This window comes from Streptomyces sp. NPDC024017 (assembly GCF_040638895.1).
GTDB lineage: Bacteria > Actinomycetota > Actinomycetes > Streptomycetales > Streptomycetaceae > Streptomyces.
Genome location: NZ_JBEZYZ010000008.1, coordinates 90,931 through 106,397, shown reverse-complemented (window position 1 = coordinate 106,397; position 15,467 = coordinate 90,931). Strand labels below are relative to the sequence as shown.

Genomic DNA, 15,467 nt, shown 5'->3' with positions numbered 1-15,467 from the left:
CAGCATTGATGCCTCGGATCAAGCATGGATGCCGCCCACCGAGCATGGATGCGGCCGCATCATTCATTGATGCCGCCTCTGTACACATTGATCTGGAGATCCACGCCACACCCGCCTGGGGCAGGTAGCCGGCCACACGTACCGTCTTCGGTATGAGCTCCACTCCCTCCGCCCGCCGCCTGCGCCTCGGCCTGCCCCGGCGGGTGTTCTCGCAGGTGCTGCTGATGCAGGTGTCGATCGCCGCGGGAGTCGCGGTGCTCGCGACCGGGCTGTTCCTCGCACCCCTGAGCAACCAGCTGGACGACCAGGCGATGCGCCGCGCGCTCGCGATCGCGCAGACGACCGCGCAGCAGCCTGAGCTCGTGCGGGACCTGCGGGACACGCCGCCCTCGCCCGACGGCCCGGTGCAGCGGGAGGCGGAGCGGATCCGGAAGGCCACCAAGGCCGAGTACATCGTGGTGATGGACTGGCGGGGCGTTCGCTGGTCGCACACGGACCCGAAGCAGATCGGCGGCATCGTCTCCACCGACCCCGGCCAGGCCCTGGCCGGCAAGGAGGTCATGGAGATCGACAGCGGCACTCTGGGCCGTTCCGCCCGGGGCAAGGTGCCGCTGCGCGACAGCGACGGCAGCGTCGTCGGCGCGGTCTCGGTCGGCATCGCCTACGACAGCGTCCGGGCCCGCCTCATCCATGCGATCCCGGGGCTGTTCGCGTACGCCGGCGGCGCCCTGGCCGTCGGCGCGCTGGCCGCGTGGCTCATCTCCCGGCGGGTCCACCGGCAGACCAGGGACCTGGCCTTCTCGGACATCGCGGCGCTCCTGTCCGAACGTGAGGCGATGCTGCACGGCATCCGGGAGGGCGTCGTCGCCCTAGACCGCACCGGCCGCATCCGCCTCGTGAACGACGAGGCACAGCGCCTGCTGGGCATCGGGGAGACGGTCGTGGGCCGTTCCCCCGACGAGGCACTGGGCGCGGGCCGTACGGCCGATGTGCTGGCCGGACGGGTCACCGGCACGGATCTGCTCACCGTGCGCGGCCAGCGTGTGCTGGTCGCCAACCGCATGCCCACCGACGACGGCGGCGCCGTGGCCACCCTGCGCGACCGCACCGAGCTGGAGCAGCTGGGCCGCGAACTGGATTCCACGCGCGGACTGATCGACGCCCTGCGCGCCCAGGACCACGAGCACGCCAACCGCATGCACACGCTTCTGGGCCTGCTCGAACTGGAGATGTACGACGACGCCGTCGAGTTCGTCGGCGAGGTGGTCGGTGACCACCGGGCCACCGCGGAACAGGTCACCGAGCGGATCGAGGACCCGCTGCTCGCCGCCCTGCTGGTCGGCAAGGCGACCGTCGCGGCCGAGCGGGGCGTCGCCCTGTGGGTGTCGGACCGGACCCGGCTGCCCGACCGGCTGGTGGACCCGCAGGGGCTCGTCACCGTCGTGGGGAACCTGGTGGACAACGCCCTCGACGCCGTCGCCGGCGAGCCGCACGCGCGCGTGGAGGTCGAACTGCGCGCCGAGGGGCGTACGGCGATCCTCAGGGTGCGCGACACGGGGCCGGGGATCCCGCCGGAGCACCGGCAGTTGATCTTCACCACGGGATGGTCTACGAAGAAGCCACCGGCTCACCGTGAGCGGGGTATCGGACTCTCCCTGGTGCGCAGGCTGGCGGAGCGGCAGGGTGGCAGCGCGACCGTCGGCGAGGCGCACGGCGGGGGCGCGGAGTTCACCGTCGTCCTGCCCGAGGCGCTGGCGGAGCCGGGCCCGGAACCGGCCGTGCTGACCGTGCCGTCAGCTCCGCACACCGCCGAGGAGGAGTCGGGATGATCGAGGTCCTGGTCGTGGACGACGACATGAGAGTCGCGCGGGTCAACGCCGCCTACGTCGAGAAGGTGCCGGGCTTCCATGTCGCGGGGGTGGCCCACAGCGCCGCGGAAGCGCTGCATCAGCTGGAGACGCTGCCCCTGCTGGACCTGGTGCTCCTGGACCACTACCTGCCGGACGCGACCGGGCTGGCGGTCGTCCAGGAGATGCGGCGGCGCGGCGACCAGACCGACGTGATCATGGTGACGGCGGCCCGGGACGTCTCCACCGTGCAGGCGGCGATGCGGCACGGCGCACTGCAGTACCTGGTCAAGCCGTTCGCCTTCGCCGGCCTGCGCTCCAAGCTGGAGGCCTACGCCGAGCTGCGCCGCACCCTCGACGGCGGTGGAGAGGCGGAACAGGCCGAGGTGGACCGCATCTTCGGGGCCCTGTCGGCGTCGTCGGAGCCCGACCTGCCCAAAGGCCACTCCCCCACCACAGCGGAACTGGTCCGCCAGTCCTTGATGAACGCGGACGGGCCCCTGTCCGCCCAGGAGATCGCCGAGCGGACCGGGGTGAGCCGCCAGACCGCCCAGCGCTATCTGAAGCTTCTGGAACGCACGGGACGGGCCAGACTGACCCTCAAGTACGGCGACGCGGGCCGCCCGGAACACCGTTACGTGTGGGCGACCCGCGGCTAGGGCGACAGCCTGACGGCTCCTTCACGAGCTCGGTGCTGGTCACCGCCCTGGTCGTGGCACCGAGGCGCCGCCCCTACGCCGCTCCCGCACCCGTCAGCGACCGCACCTCGGTCTCCGCGTGTTTGGCCTCGTCCGGGACCTCCGTCGAGGTCACGGTGCCCAGCCAGCCCGCGAGGAAGCCGAGGGGGATCGAGACCAGGCCCGGGTTCTGCAGCGGGAAGTACTGGAGGTCGATGCCCGGGAACAGCGAGTCGGGGCTGCCCGAGACCACCGGGGACAGCACCACGAGCACCACGGCCGGAACCAGACCGCCGTAGACGGCCCACACGGCGCCTCGTGTCGTGAAGCCGCGCCAGAACAGGGAGTAGAGCAGCACCGGAAGGTTCGCCGACGCGGCGACGGCGAAGGCCAGGCCCACCAGGAACGCCACATTCAGATCCCGCGCCAGCAGACCGAGCGCGATCGCCACCACGCCGACGCCGACGGCCGCGACTCGGGCCACCGCCACCTCACTGCGCGGCTTCCCGCCCCGGCGCCGCAGGGACGCGTACAGGTCGTGGGCCACGGACGCCGAGGACGCGAGCGTGATGCCGGCGACCACGGCGAGGATCGTGGCGAAGGCGACCGCGGCGACGATCGCGAAGAGAACCGTCCCCCCGGTGGATCCCGCACCACCGCCCAGATCGAGCGCCAGCAGCGGAACGGCCGTGTTCCCGGACGCGTTCGACCCGCGTACCGCGTCCGGTCCCAGGATGGCGGCCGCGCCGAACCCGAGCACGATCGTCATGAGGTAGAAGCCGCCGATGAGCCCGACGGCCCAGACGACCGAGCGGCGGGCGGCGCGCGCGGTGGGCACGGTGTAGAAGCGGGACAGGATGTGCGGCAGCCCCGCCGTACCCAGCACCAGAGCCAGCCCCAGACTGATGAAGTCGAAGCGGGCCGTCCAGTCCCCGCCGTACTTCAGCCCCGGCGCCAGAAACGCCTCGCCGTGCCCGCTGCGCTCGGCCGCCGTGAGCAGCAGCCGGTCCACGTCACCGTGGAAGCGCAGCAGGACGAGCACCGTCAGCGCGATGGTGCCGCCGAGCAGCAGAACGGCCTTGACGATCTGGATCCACGTGGTCGCCCGCATCCCTCCCAACGACACGTAGATCACCATGAGCGCGCCCACACCGATGACGGTCCAGGCCCGCGCCGCGTCGCTCGTACCCCCGAGCAGCAGTGCCACCAGGCTGCCCGCGCCGACCATCTGCGCCACCAGATACAGAACGGACACCGTGACCGAGGAGGTTCCCGCCGCGATCCGCACCGGCCGCTCCCTCATCCGGGCCGCCACGACGTCGGCGAGCGTGAACCGGCCGCAGTTGCGGACCAGTTCGGCTACCAGGAACAGCACCACCAGCCACGCCACGAGGAACCCGACGACATACAGCAGCCCGTCGTAACCGAACAGCGCGATGAGCCCGGTGACCCCCAGGAAGGAGGCGGCCGACATGTAGTCGCCGGCGATGGCAAAACCATTCTCCATGGGTGAGAAGAGCCGTCCGCCCGCGTAGAACTCCTCCGCCGAGCCACGCCGGTTGCGGCTGACCCACGTGGTGATCCCCAGCGTGACCGCGACGAACGCGCTGAAGAGCAGCAGCGCCAGCGTCTGGTGTTCCCCCGTCACGACAGACCGCCGTTCACGCCCCGCGTCAGTTCCTGTGTGTCCCAGCGCAGTTCGAGCGCGGCCCGGTCCCTGCGCAACCGCGCGTGCCGTGCGTACGCCCAGGTGAGCAGGAACGTGGACAGGAACTGCCCGAGCCCCGCCGCCATCGCCACGTTCACCGCTCCCGCCACGGGCCGCGCCATCAGCTCCGGCGCGGTCGTGGCAGCCACGACGTAGCCCACGTACCAGGCGAAGAAGGCCACGAACGCCGGCACCACGAACCTCCGGTACCGCCGCCGCACCTCTTGAAAGGCCGCACTGCGCTGCACTTCCAGGTACACATCGGCCGCCGCGGCCCCCGTCTCGCCCTCCGTCCGCGCCGAGGGAACTCCCGCATGATGCGCCCCGTCACCGGCCGACTCACCCCAGCCGGAGGCGAGGGCGTCGTACCAGGGATCGTCGTACCTGAGCTGTCCGGCCTCCTCGGCCGGCTCCGGCTCATGACCGTCGAGAGGCTCGACCCAACTCTCCTGACCGGCCTCGCCACCGCGGGGACGGCCCTTGCTTGGCTGCATGCCCAAGGATGGACAGAACGGGAAGATCCCAGACTCTTCTTCGCCTCGCTCTTCACCCCATCAGGTGACTAACCCGCTGGTGGCCGCACGAGTCCCTTCCCGTAGGCGTAACGCACCGCCTGCGCACGATCCTTGAGCCCGGTCTTGGTGAAGAGGCTGTTGATGTGGGTTTTCACGGTTGCGATGGACACATGCAGTCTCCGGGCGATCTCCGGGTTGCTGAGCCCCTCGGCGATGAGAAACAGCACCTCCGTCTCCCGGGCGGTGAGTCCGTCCGGCGGCTCAGGGGGCGCGGGCGGTCCGGGCTCGGTCTCCGCCAGGGGCTCCAGCAGACGCCGCTGAATGCCCGGTGAGAGGCCCGCGTCTCCCGACAGCACGCTGTGCACGGCCCGCACGATCTGGTCGCCGTCCGCGTCCTTGGTGAGATAGCCGCGCGCCCGCAGCCAGCGCCGGGAACAACGGGTGGATCTCCGGCCGAGGCGCCTCTCCACCCGGGGGTGGACAGACGCCTCGGCACGGCCGGAACGGTACCCAGGAGCCTCACGTATGCCGGGCCCTTGCGGGCACCGACCGGGCCGCCGGGTCGGCAAACCACCGGCCGTACCCGGCAACAGCCCGGTGCAGCGGCTACGCGTCGATCCGCGACCGGTCCAGCGTCGCCGCCGAGTTGGAGATGAACTCCTTGCGCGGCGCCACGTCGTTGCCCATGAGGAGGTCGAAGACCTGCTCGGCGGCCTCCAGGTCGGAGAGGTTGATCCGGCGCAGGGTGCGGTGGCGCGGGTCCATCGTCGTCTCCGCCAGCTGATCCGCGTCCATCTCACCGAGACCCTTGTAGCGCTGGATCGAGTCCTTGTAGCGGATGCCCTTGCTCTGGAACTCCATGAGCGTGTCGCGCAGTTCGCGGTCCGAGTACGTGTACACGTACTTGTCCTGGCCCTTCTTCGGCTGGACGATCTCGATGCGGTGCAGAGGCGGCACCGCCGCGAAGACCCGGCCGGCCTCGACCATGGGGCGCATGTAACGGTGGAACAGGGTCAGCAGCAAGGTGCGGATGTGCGAGCCGTCGACGTCGGCGTCGGTCATCATGATGATCTTGCCGTAGCGGGCGGTGTCGATGTCGAAGGTCCGGCCCGAGCCGGCTCCTATGACCTGGATGATCGCGCCGCACTCGGCGTTCTTCAGCATGTCCGTGACGGACGACTTCTGGACGTTGAGGATCTTGCCTCGGATCGGCAGGAGCGCCTGGAACTCGGAGTTCCGGGCGAGCTTCGCCGTGCCGAGCGCGGAGTCGCCCTCGACGATGAACAGCTCACTGCGGTCGACGTCGTCGCTGCGGCAGTCGGCCAGCTTGGCGGGCAGCGAGGAGGATTCCAGGGCCGTCTTGCGGCGCTGCGCGTCCTTGTGCTGCCGGGCGGCGATGCGCGTACGGGCCGCGGCGACGGCCTTCTCCATGACGACACGGGCCTGCTGGGCGGCGTCGCGCTTCGTGGACGTCAGGAACGCCTTGAGTTCCTTCGTGACCACGTTGTTCACGATGCGGCGGGCCGCCGAGGTTCCGAGGACCTCCTTGGTCTGGCCTTCGAACTGCGGCTCGGCCAGGCGCACGGTGACGACCGCGGTCAGGCCCTCCAGGGCGTCGTCCTTGACGATGTCGTCCTCGGCGACGCGCAGGAGCTTCTTGGTGCGCAGCACCTCGTTCATCGTCTTGGCGACGGCCTGCTCGAAGCCCGCGACGTGGGTGCCGCCCTTGGGCGTGGCGATGATGTTGACGAACGACCGAAGCGTCGTGTCGTAGCCCGTCCCCCAGCGCAGTGCGACGTCGACACCGAGCTCGCGGGTGACCTCGGTGGGCGTCATCTGGCCGTGGTCGTCCAGGACGGGGACGGTCTCCTTGAAGCTGCCCTGTCCGGAGAAGCGGAGGACGTCGCAGACCGGCTTGTCGTTCGCCAGGTACTCGCAGAACTCGCTGATTCCGCCGTCGAAGCGGAAGGACTCCTCGCCCTTGCTGCCGCCCTCGCCGAGCCCGTACTCGTCGCGCACGACGATGGTCAGGCCGGGCACCAGGAACGCGGTCTGGCGGGCGCGCTGGTGCAGCGTCTCCAGGTTGAGCTTGGCGTCCTTGAGGAAGATCTGGCGATCGGCCCAGTACCGCACACGCGTGCCGGTACGGCTCTTGGGGATCTTCTTGGCCTTGCGCAGGCCGCTCTTGGCCTCGAACTTGGCCTCGGCGCCGTTCCCCGCGAAGGCGCCGGGGACGCCGCGCCGGAAGCTGATCGCGTGGGTGTGCCCACCGCGGTCCACCTCGACGTCCAGTCGGGCGGACAGGGCGTTCACCACGGAGGCGCCGACGCCGTGCAGACCGCCGGAGGCGGCGTAGGAGCCGCCGCCGAACTTGCCGCCGGCGTGCAGCTTGGTCATGACGACCTCGACACCGGAGAGGCCGGTCTTGGGCTCGACATCGATCGGGATGCCCCGGCCGTTGTCCCGGACCTCGACCGAGCCGTCGTCCTGGAGGATCACTTCGATGTGGTCGCAGTACCCGCCCAGGGCCTCGTCGACGGAGTTGTCGATGATCTCCCAGACGCAGTGCATCAGACCACGGCTGTCGGTCGACCCGATGTACATACCCGGGCGCTTGCGCACGGCCTCGAGCCCCTCGAGGACGAGCAGGTGCCGCGCGGTGTAGTTGGAACCGTCCCGGTCGGCTCCTGCCAGCAGAGCTGTGGACGGCACGGACGTCTCGGCGGTCACGCGGTTCGCTCCTCGCTGAATTTCAGATGGGGCCCTCGTGGGTAAGGGCGCGGCTTCAGTCACCGGTGAGAGGGTACCGAGCCCTGGTAGAGCCGTTGTAACGCCACCCTCGTCGGAAACTCAGCCTAGTCCAGACTCGTATGCATGTTCGATCCCTCGATGGAGTGAAGCACACATCACGTTCCCTTCCAGGCATGAACCATTTAGGCTCCGGGCACGTCCTCATGAACAACCGGCAACCCAGCCGGGAGGACCGACCACCGATACGACGCGAAGCCCCGTAAGACACATAGACACGCAATACGGCACATTCGCCGCCAACCGGCAGCAGACAGCCGCCTCGGAAAGATTCTTTCGAGGAAAAGCCACGAGCGGGAACGTTTTGGGGCTGGTTGGATGTTGACCCTGGTACGACAGCTCGTCGAGCTAGAGAAGAGGCGACGTGACTACTGTTCTGACCCCCGCGAGCCCGCTGACGGCCGCTGATCGCTGCGACCGCTGCGGCGCCCAGGCGTACCTGCGCGTCGTACTGCTCAGCGGCGGCGAACTGCTCTTCTGCGCCCACCATGGCCGCAAGTTCGAGCCGGAACTCAAGAAGATCGCCGCTGAGATACAGGACGAGACGGAGCGGCTCACGTCCGCTCCCGCGAACGTCGCCGAAGAAGAGCGCTGACACCTCGCGTCCGACGACGAGCCAGCCCGGCACAGGCCGGTGGACGGGCGGCTGTCTCTGGTCACCAGAGACAGCCGCCCGTCCTCGTCTCCCGAGCCGGTTCAGGCTCCGCCGGACGCCTCACACACCTTCCGAGGCACGGGTCCAGCCGAGGGTCCGCATGATGTCGGACACTCGCATGTACACCCCGGGGCTGCCGGCCCGGCCACAGCCGATCCCCCAGGACACGAGTCCGATCAAGCGCCCCTGGGCCACCAGCGGCCCCCCGCTGTCGCCCTGGCAGGCGTCCCGGCCCCCCTCGGCCTCCCCGGCGCACAGCATGCTCCTGGCGTCGTAGGTGCCGTCGGCACCTCCCGGATACGCCTCCTCGCAGAGTGCATCGGGGAGCACCCGCACATGCGCCGCCCGCAGACTGTCCGGGTACTCGCCGGCGCCCGACATGTCGCCCCATCCGTACACCGTCGCGGTGCCACCCGCCGCGTACGCGGGGTCACCGTCGGCCGCCATGGTGATGATCGAGGCACCCTGGAGCGGTTCGGCGAGAGTGAGCACGGCGAAGTCCCCGGCATTGCTGACACCGTCGTAGGCCGGATTCACCCATGTACGGCGCACGGCGATCTCCTGGCCATCGCGGCCCGAGAGCAGGTCCGTGCGTCCGGCTATGACCTTGAGGTCCCGTACGCGCTCCGGCGGCCCGCCCAGGACGTCCTCGTCCAGGCAGTGGGCCGCGGTGAGCACGGTCGTGCCGCCGACCACCACGCCCCCGCAGAACTGCCCCGCGCGCATACCTCCGAACCGGTCACGACTGGACAGGGCGACCGTCCACGGGCTCTGAGAGGCCTCGACGGGAAATCCACCTATGACCAGACTGTCGGCGGCCACAGGGGCGCTGGAGCCCATTGACAGGGCAGGTACTGCGGCTGCCAGGGCCAGCGGCAGGACCAGAGCTCGTGCCAGACGGCGACGCATACACACTCCTCACTCCGTGGTGTCCGTGGGAGACCCAGAGTGATCCACGCCGTGGAACCCCGCACCCGCGGCGAGGCGGCACGGCGAAGGCCCGGTCCCCCTCGGGGAACCGGGCCTTCCGCGTCGTACGACCTCGCTCAGTCGAGGTAGTCGCGCAGCACCTGCGAACGGGACGGGTGACGCAGCTTCGACATGGTCTTGGACTCGATCTGGCGGATCCGCTCACGCGTGACGCCGTAGACCTTGCCGATCTCGTCGAGGGTCTTCGGCTGACCGTCGGTGAGGCCGAAGCGCATCGAGACGACGCCCGCCTCGCGCTCGGACAGGGTGTCCAGGACGGAGTGCAGCTGCTCCTGCAGGAGCGTGAAGCTGACCGCGTCGGCCGGGACGACCGCCTCGGAGTCCTCGATGAGGTCACCGAACTCGCTGTCGCCGTCCTCGCCCAGCGGGGTGTGCAGCGAGATGGGCTCGCGGCCGTACTTCTGGACCTCGATGACCTTCTCGGGGGTCATGTCGAGTTCCTTGGCCAGCTCCTCCGGGGTGGGCTCGCGGCCCAGGTCCTGGAGCATCTGACGCTGCACGCGCGCGAGCTTGTTGATGACCTCGACCATGTGCACCGGGATACGGATGGTGCGGGCCTGGTCGGCCATGGCGCGGGTGATCGCCTGGCGGATCCACCAGGTGGCGTACGTGGAGAACTTGTAGCCCTTGGTGTAGTCGAACTTCTCGACCGCGCGGATCAGACCGAGGTTGCCCTCCTGGATGAGGTCCAGGAACAGCATGCCGCGGCCGGTGTAGCGCTTGGCCAGGGAGACCACCAGACGGAGGTTGGCCTCCAGGAGGTGGTTCTTGGCGCGGCGGCCGTCCTCGGCGATGATCTCCAGCTCGCGCTTGAGCTTCGGGGCCAGCTTGTCGGCGTTGGCCAGCTTGTCCTCGGCGAACAGACCCGCCTCGATGCGCTTGGCGAGCTCGACCTCCTGCTCGGCGTTGAGCAGGGGGACCTTGCCGATCTGCTTGAGGTAGTCCTTGACCGGGTCGGCGGTGGCACCGGCAGCGGCGACCTGCTGGGCGGGGGCGTCGTCCTCGTCCTCGTCGGACAGCACGAAGCCCGCGTTCTCGGGGGTGCCCTCGGGTTCCTCGCCGGCCTTGCCGGGAGCTGCTTCCTCGAGCACCTCCTCCTCGAGGATCTCGGCGTCGTCCTTCTTGGCGCCGGTCTTCTTGGCCGCCGTCTTCTTGGCGACAGTCTTCTTCGCGGCCGCCTTCTTGGCGGTCGTCTTCTTGGCAGCCGCCTTCTTGGCGGGCGCCTCCTCCTCCTCGACGGCGGGCTCGGCGGCGGGCGCCGCCGGTGTGGCCGTGGCAGTGGTCTTCCGGGTGGTCACCGCCTTGGCCGCGACCGTCTTGGTGGCGGTGCGCTTGGCGGGACTCTTCGCTGCGACGCTCTTTCGGGTGCGCTTGGGCTCTGCGGCACTGACCATCAGCGTCACACCCTCTTCCTCGAGGATCTGGTTGAGGCTGCGCAGTACGTTCTTCCACTGAGTGGCCGGAATCTGGTCAGCTTCGAAGGCCCGACGCACGTCATCGCCGGCGATCTGCCCCTCAGCCTTTCCCCGCTCAATGAGCGCCATGACAGAGACGGACTCGGCGATCTCCGGCGGGAGCGTACGGGATGTGCTGGCCGACACGAACAACCTCTCGGAACGTTGGAAAACGGCTTCCGGCCCCGTCCACAGTGGACAGGAGCCGACCGCCGGCTTGGGGGTGGGCCGACGGCGCGGGCGGGGCCGGGAAGATTCACAGCGCCGTGAACGGCGTCCGTATTCCCTCCGCGGCTGTCACCTCTTAGGTCATCGCGTTCTTCCCGCGAGCGTTACGCCCAATCCGCGTGGCCCGAGTCACACCCCGTAAGCGAACAAAAACGGTCAGACGCATCCAGAAGGGGTCACATACGGCACCGACCCGGCCGCCCTGCCGGGCCCTGGCCCCTTCGCGCCGTCGGACCCCGCAGGATCACAAGGATCCCACGGGGTCCGACGGGAGGCGGATCACCGATCAGGCACTGCCACAGGAGGGGGGTGGCACACCCGGCCGCGCCGCCCGCGGAACGCGGTCAGTGCTCGCGCGGGGCGGGCACGACCCGTTCCACCTCGGGGTGGACCGTGAGAAGTTGACGCATGGCCGTCTCGGCCGCCGCTCCGTCGCCGGCGGCGAGGGCGTCACAGATGCGGCCGTGGTGCGCCAGGGACGCCTCGTTCGGCCGGTCACAGCCCGCGATCGGGCCACCCGAGACCTGAAGGGCCGCGGACACGATCCCGGAGAGGTGCTCGAGCATGCGGTTGCCCGCGACCTGGATGAGCAGCGAGTGGAACTCCGAGTCGGCACGGGAGAAGGTGAGCGCATCACCCTGGGCCATCGCATGCCCCATGATCTCGACCATGTCCGCAAGGCGCTGCTGGACGTCCTCGCGCCCGTGCCCGGCGGCGAGGCGGGCGGCGAGCGGCTCGATCGTCCACCGCAGCTCGCTCAGCTCGCGGCGCTGGTCGTCGCGCTGCGGCCCGAAGGCCCGCCACTCGATGATGTCCGGGTCGAGGAGGTTCCAGTCGCTGACGGGGCGCACGCGCGTGCCGACGTTCGGACGGGCGCTCACCAGGCCCTTGGCCTCCAGGACGCGGAGCGACTCGCGGACGACGGTGCGGGAGACCTCGAACCGCTGACCGATCTCCTCGGGCACCAGCGGGCGGTCGGCGCCCAGGTCGCCGGAGACGATCATCTGACCCAGCTGCTGAACGAGTTGGCCGTGCAGCCCGCGTCCGCGGTTACCCGCGGCGCGCCGGCCCACACGGCCCAGCTCGGGGTCCCCGCCGTCCCAGGCAGGGATCCCGACGCGGTCGACGGCGGGCGCCTCGGCGTACGGGTAGCGGTCGAGTTCGCCCGGGCTCGCGAGGCCGGAGTCAGCGGAGCGGGCGGCGGTCATCATGGTGTGCGCAAGGGTACTCACGCATCCTTTGTCGGCGCCGTCTCCAACTCCCTTGAGGTCTTTGGTGAAAAGCACACGAAAGGGTGATCGCTCACCCCGTCGCAATTGACGCCTTATCGGAAAGAAATGGGCGTTCTGCGGGGAGTTGTGCGCATGGCCGGACTAAGGGTTACGGACAGTCGTCATCGGAGCCTGCTGCGCAGGGTGGTGAGCAGATACGCGCAGAGCAGCGCGGTCAGCGACAACGTCAGTGCCCCGCCGACGGGTTGGGAGATCACGTTGAAAGCGGCCTCCAGGTAGCGCTCTCCCCCGAAGGGCCACCGCGGCAGGAGGGCCTCTCGCAGCCGCATGGGGAGTCCGGCCGCGGTTCGCACGGACGGTCCGTTCACGAGCTTGTGCACGACGGGTACGACGAGGAGGGGGACGGCGGCCACCGCGGCGAGCCCGGCCGTGGTGGACCGGAAGACGCCCGCGGCGAGGACACCGGCCCAGGCACAGCCGACCACGAGCCCGATCCAACTCGCACTCAGCGGGAACCAGTCGGCGGGAACCTGGGCGAGCTCCCGTCCGTAGACGAGATAGAGCACTTCGGCGTCGCAGCCGATGGTGAGGACGGCCAGCACCAGCGCGGTGACGGAAGAGACGAGGAGTTTGGCGGCCAGCAGCCCCAGCCGGCGGGGCACGGTGCCGCGGTCCGCCGCCAGGGCGGGGTGGCGGAACTCGTCGCCGAAGGCCAGCGCGCCGAGCAGCCCCGCGCCCAGCGCCGCGGGCGGCAGGGGCAGCTCCTGCGGCCACGCGGCCAGCAGGCGCGGCTGCGGGGTGTGCCCGATGCGTGCGAGCACGACGGCGGTCACGGCGGACACGGCGAGCACGACGGCCGCGGTCAGGAACCCGGTGCCGATCCCTGCGGCACGGCGGATCTCGTAGCGGAGGGGACGGAGGGGGCTGGGAGCGGGGCGGACGGAGATGGGGGGCGGCAGAGGGGACAGTGCGTCGAGGGTGCGAGCTGTGCGGGCGCCGGTGAGGCGTGGCCCCCGGGGCGGGGACGGCGCGGTCGCCGCCGGAGGACCGTTGCTCGAGTGGCTGGCTGGGGAGCCGTCCGAGAGCTCCTGCGGCTCGGCGTCGGGCAGCTGCGGTTGCCCGAAGGAGAGCGACGGCTCGTCCGCGACCGGCTCCAGTGCTTCCGGACGGGATCGCGGCTCAGGTGTGGGCAGCGGTTCGGTCGCGACGGCCTCGGCGTCTCCGGAGGAAGGCGACGACTCGTTCGTGACCGGCTCCGGTACGTCCGATGGGGATCGCGGCTCGAGCGTGGGCCGCGGTTCGGACGTGTCGGCCTTCGAGTCTGTTACGAACGGCCTCGACGGGTCGATCGACGGTGCCGGTACTCCGGGCCGGGGCCCAAAGGCCGTCCCGTGCGTGTCGGTGACGCGCCCTGCCTCGACGAGGCTTCGGTCACGCGGCCCGCTTGCCTGAGCGAGGCCCGCACCGGGCCCCATGTCTCCGATCTCGTCCGCGAGTTGGTGAACAACGATGCCGTGACGGAACGCGATCTCGCCGATGTCCGCGCACGTACCGCCGTACACCGAAAGGCGGTTGCCGCCCTCTCGGACGACTTCTACGGAGCGCTGCGCGGTGCGGGCCTGCTTGGCCAGGAGAACCGCCAGGCGGGCCGCGTGCGGGCTTCGCACGGCGACACGGGGGCGGAGGCGGGTGCGCGAGAACTCCGCGGCCTCCTGGTCGGCCACGAGCCTGCCCTGCTCAAGGGTGACGACGCGGTCGGCGGTGCGCGCGGCCCCCTTGGGGTCGGCCGTGGTGAACAGGACCGTGCCGCCCTGAGCGGCATGAGCACGCAACATTCCGTGCAGCCAGGCGCTCTCACGGGCGGAGAGCCCGTCGGCCGGGTCGTCGAGGACGAGGGTGTGCGGGTCGGCCAGGAGGACGCAGGCCAGGCCGAGGCGGCGGTCCATGCCGCGGGAGAGGGTGCCGAGACGTTCGTCGCGCAGGCTCACGAGCCCGACCGCTTCGAGGACTTCGTCGGCACGCCTGACCGGGACACCCGCGGCGGCGCACAGCATGCGCAGATGGCCTCGGACCGTACGGGCGGGATGCCCGGGCACGTCGCCCAGCAGCACACCGACTTCGCGCGAGGGATGGGCGATGCGGTGCAGCGGACGGCCCCGGAAGTGGGTGATGCCACGACCCTGTTGGAGTTCGAGCATGAGTCTGAGAACCGTCGTCTTGCCGGCGCCCGGCGCTCCGAGCAGCGCGGTGATGCGGCCCGCCCGCGCCTCGAAGGAGACGTCGTCGGCTGCGGGCGGGAGCTCTTTGCGGGGGTTGCTGGTCAGTCCGAAGGCCTGGATCACTCACAGCAAGATAGCGCGCTATGTCCGGTTTTTCGGGCACCCAAAGGCCTGCCTCGGGCAGGACCATCACCCATGACCGGGCTGCGGACGGGTCGAGTTCCGGGCCCGGCGAGGCTCGCGCCCGACCCGACGGTCACACCTCCGGGCGCAGCATCGGGGGGTTGAGCAGCGTCGCGCCACCGGCGCGGAAGAGCTGGGCCGGGCGTCCGCCCTGGCGTGTGGTCGTCCCACCGGTGGGAACGAGGAAGCCGGGTGTTCCCGTGACCTTGCGGTGGAAGTTGCGCGGGTCGAGCGCCACGCCCCACACCGCCTCGTAGACACGGCGCAGTTCCCCGACGGTGAACTCGGGCGGGCAGAAGGCGGTGGCCAGCGATGAGTACTCAATCTTGGAGCGGGCTCGCTCCACTCCGTCCGCGAGGATCTGCGCGTGGTCGAAGGCGAGCGGCGCGACCGGCTCGGCGTCCCGCCCGTAACCGCCCTGCTGCAACAGTTCCTCGACGGGGGCCCAGCGCGCGTTGCTGGCGTCGCCGCCTGCTCTGGGCGCGGGCAGGTCGGGGGCGAGAGCGAGATGGGCGACGCTCACGACCCGCATCCTGGGGTCCCGCTTGGGATCTCCGTAGGTGGCGAGCTGCTCCAGATGTGCGCCGTTGTCCTGGGGCGGGACGGAAGGGTCGTGCACGCGCAGTCCGGTCTCCTCCGCCAGCTCGCGTGCCGCCGCCTGCGCCAGGTCTTCGTCGGCCCGTACGAAGCCACCGGGCAGCGCCCAACGTCCCTGGAACGGCGGCTCGCCCCTGCGTACCGCCAGCGCGCACAGGGCATGGCGGCGCACGGTCAGCACGACCAGGTCCACGGTGACGGCGAAGGGCGGAAACGCTGACGGGTCGTAGGGCATGCGGCGATCATAGTCGTCTGCCTGACGATAAACACGCCCTTCGCCGGTCCCTTCGCTTACTGATCCACTTCGGTCCGGTATGGACTCGACTGCCTCTCCCCCGGTCCTGAAATGGCACG

The 15,467-nt window shown here is 70.2% G+C and carries 11 protein-coding genes and 1 pseudogene; 3 read left to right on the top strand and 9 right to left on the bottom strand.

Annotation, left to right across the window (positions count from 1 at the left end):
* Nucleotides 1-152 precede the first annotated feature (152 nt).
* The gene (locus AB0G20_RS22545) at nucleotides 153-1,829 is read left to right on the top strand and encodes a sensor histidine kinase (RefSeq protein WP_361305221.1); all 1,677 of its coding nucleotides are present in this window, start codon (nucleotides 153-155) and stop codon (nucleotides 1,827-1,829) included.
* Complete coding sequence (locus tag AB0G20_RS22540; RefSeq protein WP_361305219.1) at nucleotides 1,826-2,506, top strand: response regulator; 681 nt, start codon at nucleotides 1,826-1,828, stop codon at nucleotides 2,504-2,506. The genes AB0G20_RS22545 and AB0G20_RS22540 overlap by 4 nt, the downstream gene beginning before the upstream one ends.
* A gap of 73 nt (nucleotides 2,507-2,579) precedes the next feature.
* Here the strand turns inward: AB0G20_RS22540 and AB0G20_RS22535 are convergent, their stop codons facing one another.
* The 4 genes and pseudogenes from AB0G20_RS22535 to AB0G20_RS22520 all read right to left on the bottom strand — a co-directional run bounded on the left by AB0G20_RS22535 (nucleotide 2,580) and on the right by AB0G20_RS22520 (nucleotide 7,477).
* Nucleotides 2,580-4,172 (bottom strand): cation acetate symporter, encoded by a 1,593-nt coding sequence (locus AB0G20_RS22535; protein WP_361305217.1) that lies wholly within the window; start codon nucleotides 4,170-4,172, stop codon nucleotides 2,580-2,582.
* Nucleotides 4,169-4,726 carry a DUF485 domain-containing protein gene (locus tag AB0G20_RS22530; protein WP_361305215.1) on the bottom strand — a complete coding sequence of 186 codons (558 nt, stop codon included), beginning with the start codon at nucleotides 4,724-4,726 and terminating at the stop codon, nucleotides 4,169-4,171. The genes AB0G20_RS22535 and AB0G20_RS22530 overlap by 4 nt, the downstream gene beginning before the upstream one ends.
* A gap of 68 nt (nucleotides 4,727-4,794) precedes the next feature.
* A pseudogene (locus AB0G20_RS22525) lies at nucleotides 4,795-5,163 on the bottom strand (response regulator transcription factor); the annotation flags it as partial.
* A 190-nt stretch (nucleotides 5,164-5,353) separates the two neighbouring features.
* A complete protein-coding gene (locus AB0G20_RS22520) occupies nucleotides 5,354-7,477 on the bottom strand; it encodes a DNA topoisomerase IV subunit B (RefSeq protein ID WP_361305213.1) in 2,124 nt (707 codons plus the stop codon).
* A gap of 442 nt (nucleotides 7,478-7,919) precedes the next feature.
* Here AB0G20_RS22520 and AB0G20_RS22515 point away from each other — a divergent pair, with 442 nt between their 5' ends.
* The gene (locus AB0G20_RS22515; protein WP_361305210.1) at nucleotides 7,920-8,150 is read left to right on the top strand and encodes a hypothetical protein; all 231 of its coding nucleotides are present in this window, start codon (nucleotides 7,920-7,922) and stop codon (nucleotides 8,148-8,150) included.
* Between the two features lie 120 nt (nucleotides 8,151-8,270).
* Here the strand turns inward: AB0G20_RS22515 and AB0G20_RS22510 are convergent, their stop codons facing one another.
* The 5 genes from AB0G20_RS22510 to AB0G20_RS22490 form a co-directional block, all read right to left on the bottom strand.
* Nucleotides 8,271-9,119: a serine protease gene (locus tag AB0G20_RS22510; RefSeq protein WP_361305208.1), complete on the bottom strand. Its 849-nt coding sequence runs from the start codon at nucleotides 9,117-9,119 to the stop codon at nucleotides 8,271-8,273.
* 137 nt (nucleotides 9,120-9,256) lie between these two features.
* Nucleotides 9,257-10,801 carry an RNA polymerase sigma factor gene (locus AB0G20_RS22505; protein WP_361305206.1) on the bottom strand — a complete coding sequence of 515 codons (1,545 nt, stop codon included), beginning with the start codon at nucleotides 10,799-10,801 and terminating at the stop codon, nucleotides 9,257-9,259.
* A 425-nt stretch (nucleotides 10,802-11,226) separates the two neighbouring features.
* On the bottom strand, nucleotides 11,227-12,114 hold the full coding sequence (locus AB0G20_RS22500; protein WP_361305204.1) for an FCD domain-containing protein: 888 nt from the start codon (nucleotides 12,112-12,114) through the stop codon (nucleotides 11,227-11,229).
* A gap of 161 nt (nucleotides 12,115-12,275) precedes the next feature.
* Entirely contained in the window at nucleotides 12,276-14,456 is a 2,181-nt protein-coding gene (locus tag AB0G20_RS22495) for an ATP-binding cassette domain-containing protein (RefSeq protein ID WP_361305202.1), read from the bottom strand.
* A gap of 133 nt (nucleotides 14,457-14,589) precedes the next feature.
* Nucleotides 14,590-15,348, bottom strand: coding sequence for an NUDIX hydrolase (locus AB0G20_RS22490; RefSeq protein WP_361305200.1), 759 nt, complete (start codon nucleotides 15,346-15,348; stop codon nucleotides 14,590-14,592).
* Between the last annotated feature and the right edge of the window lie 119 nt (nucleotides 15,349-15,467).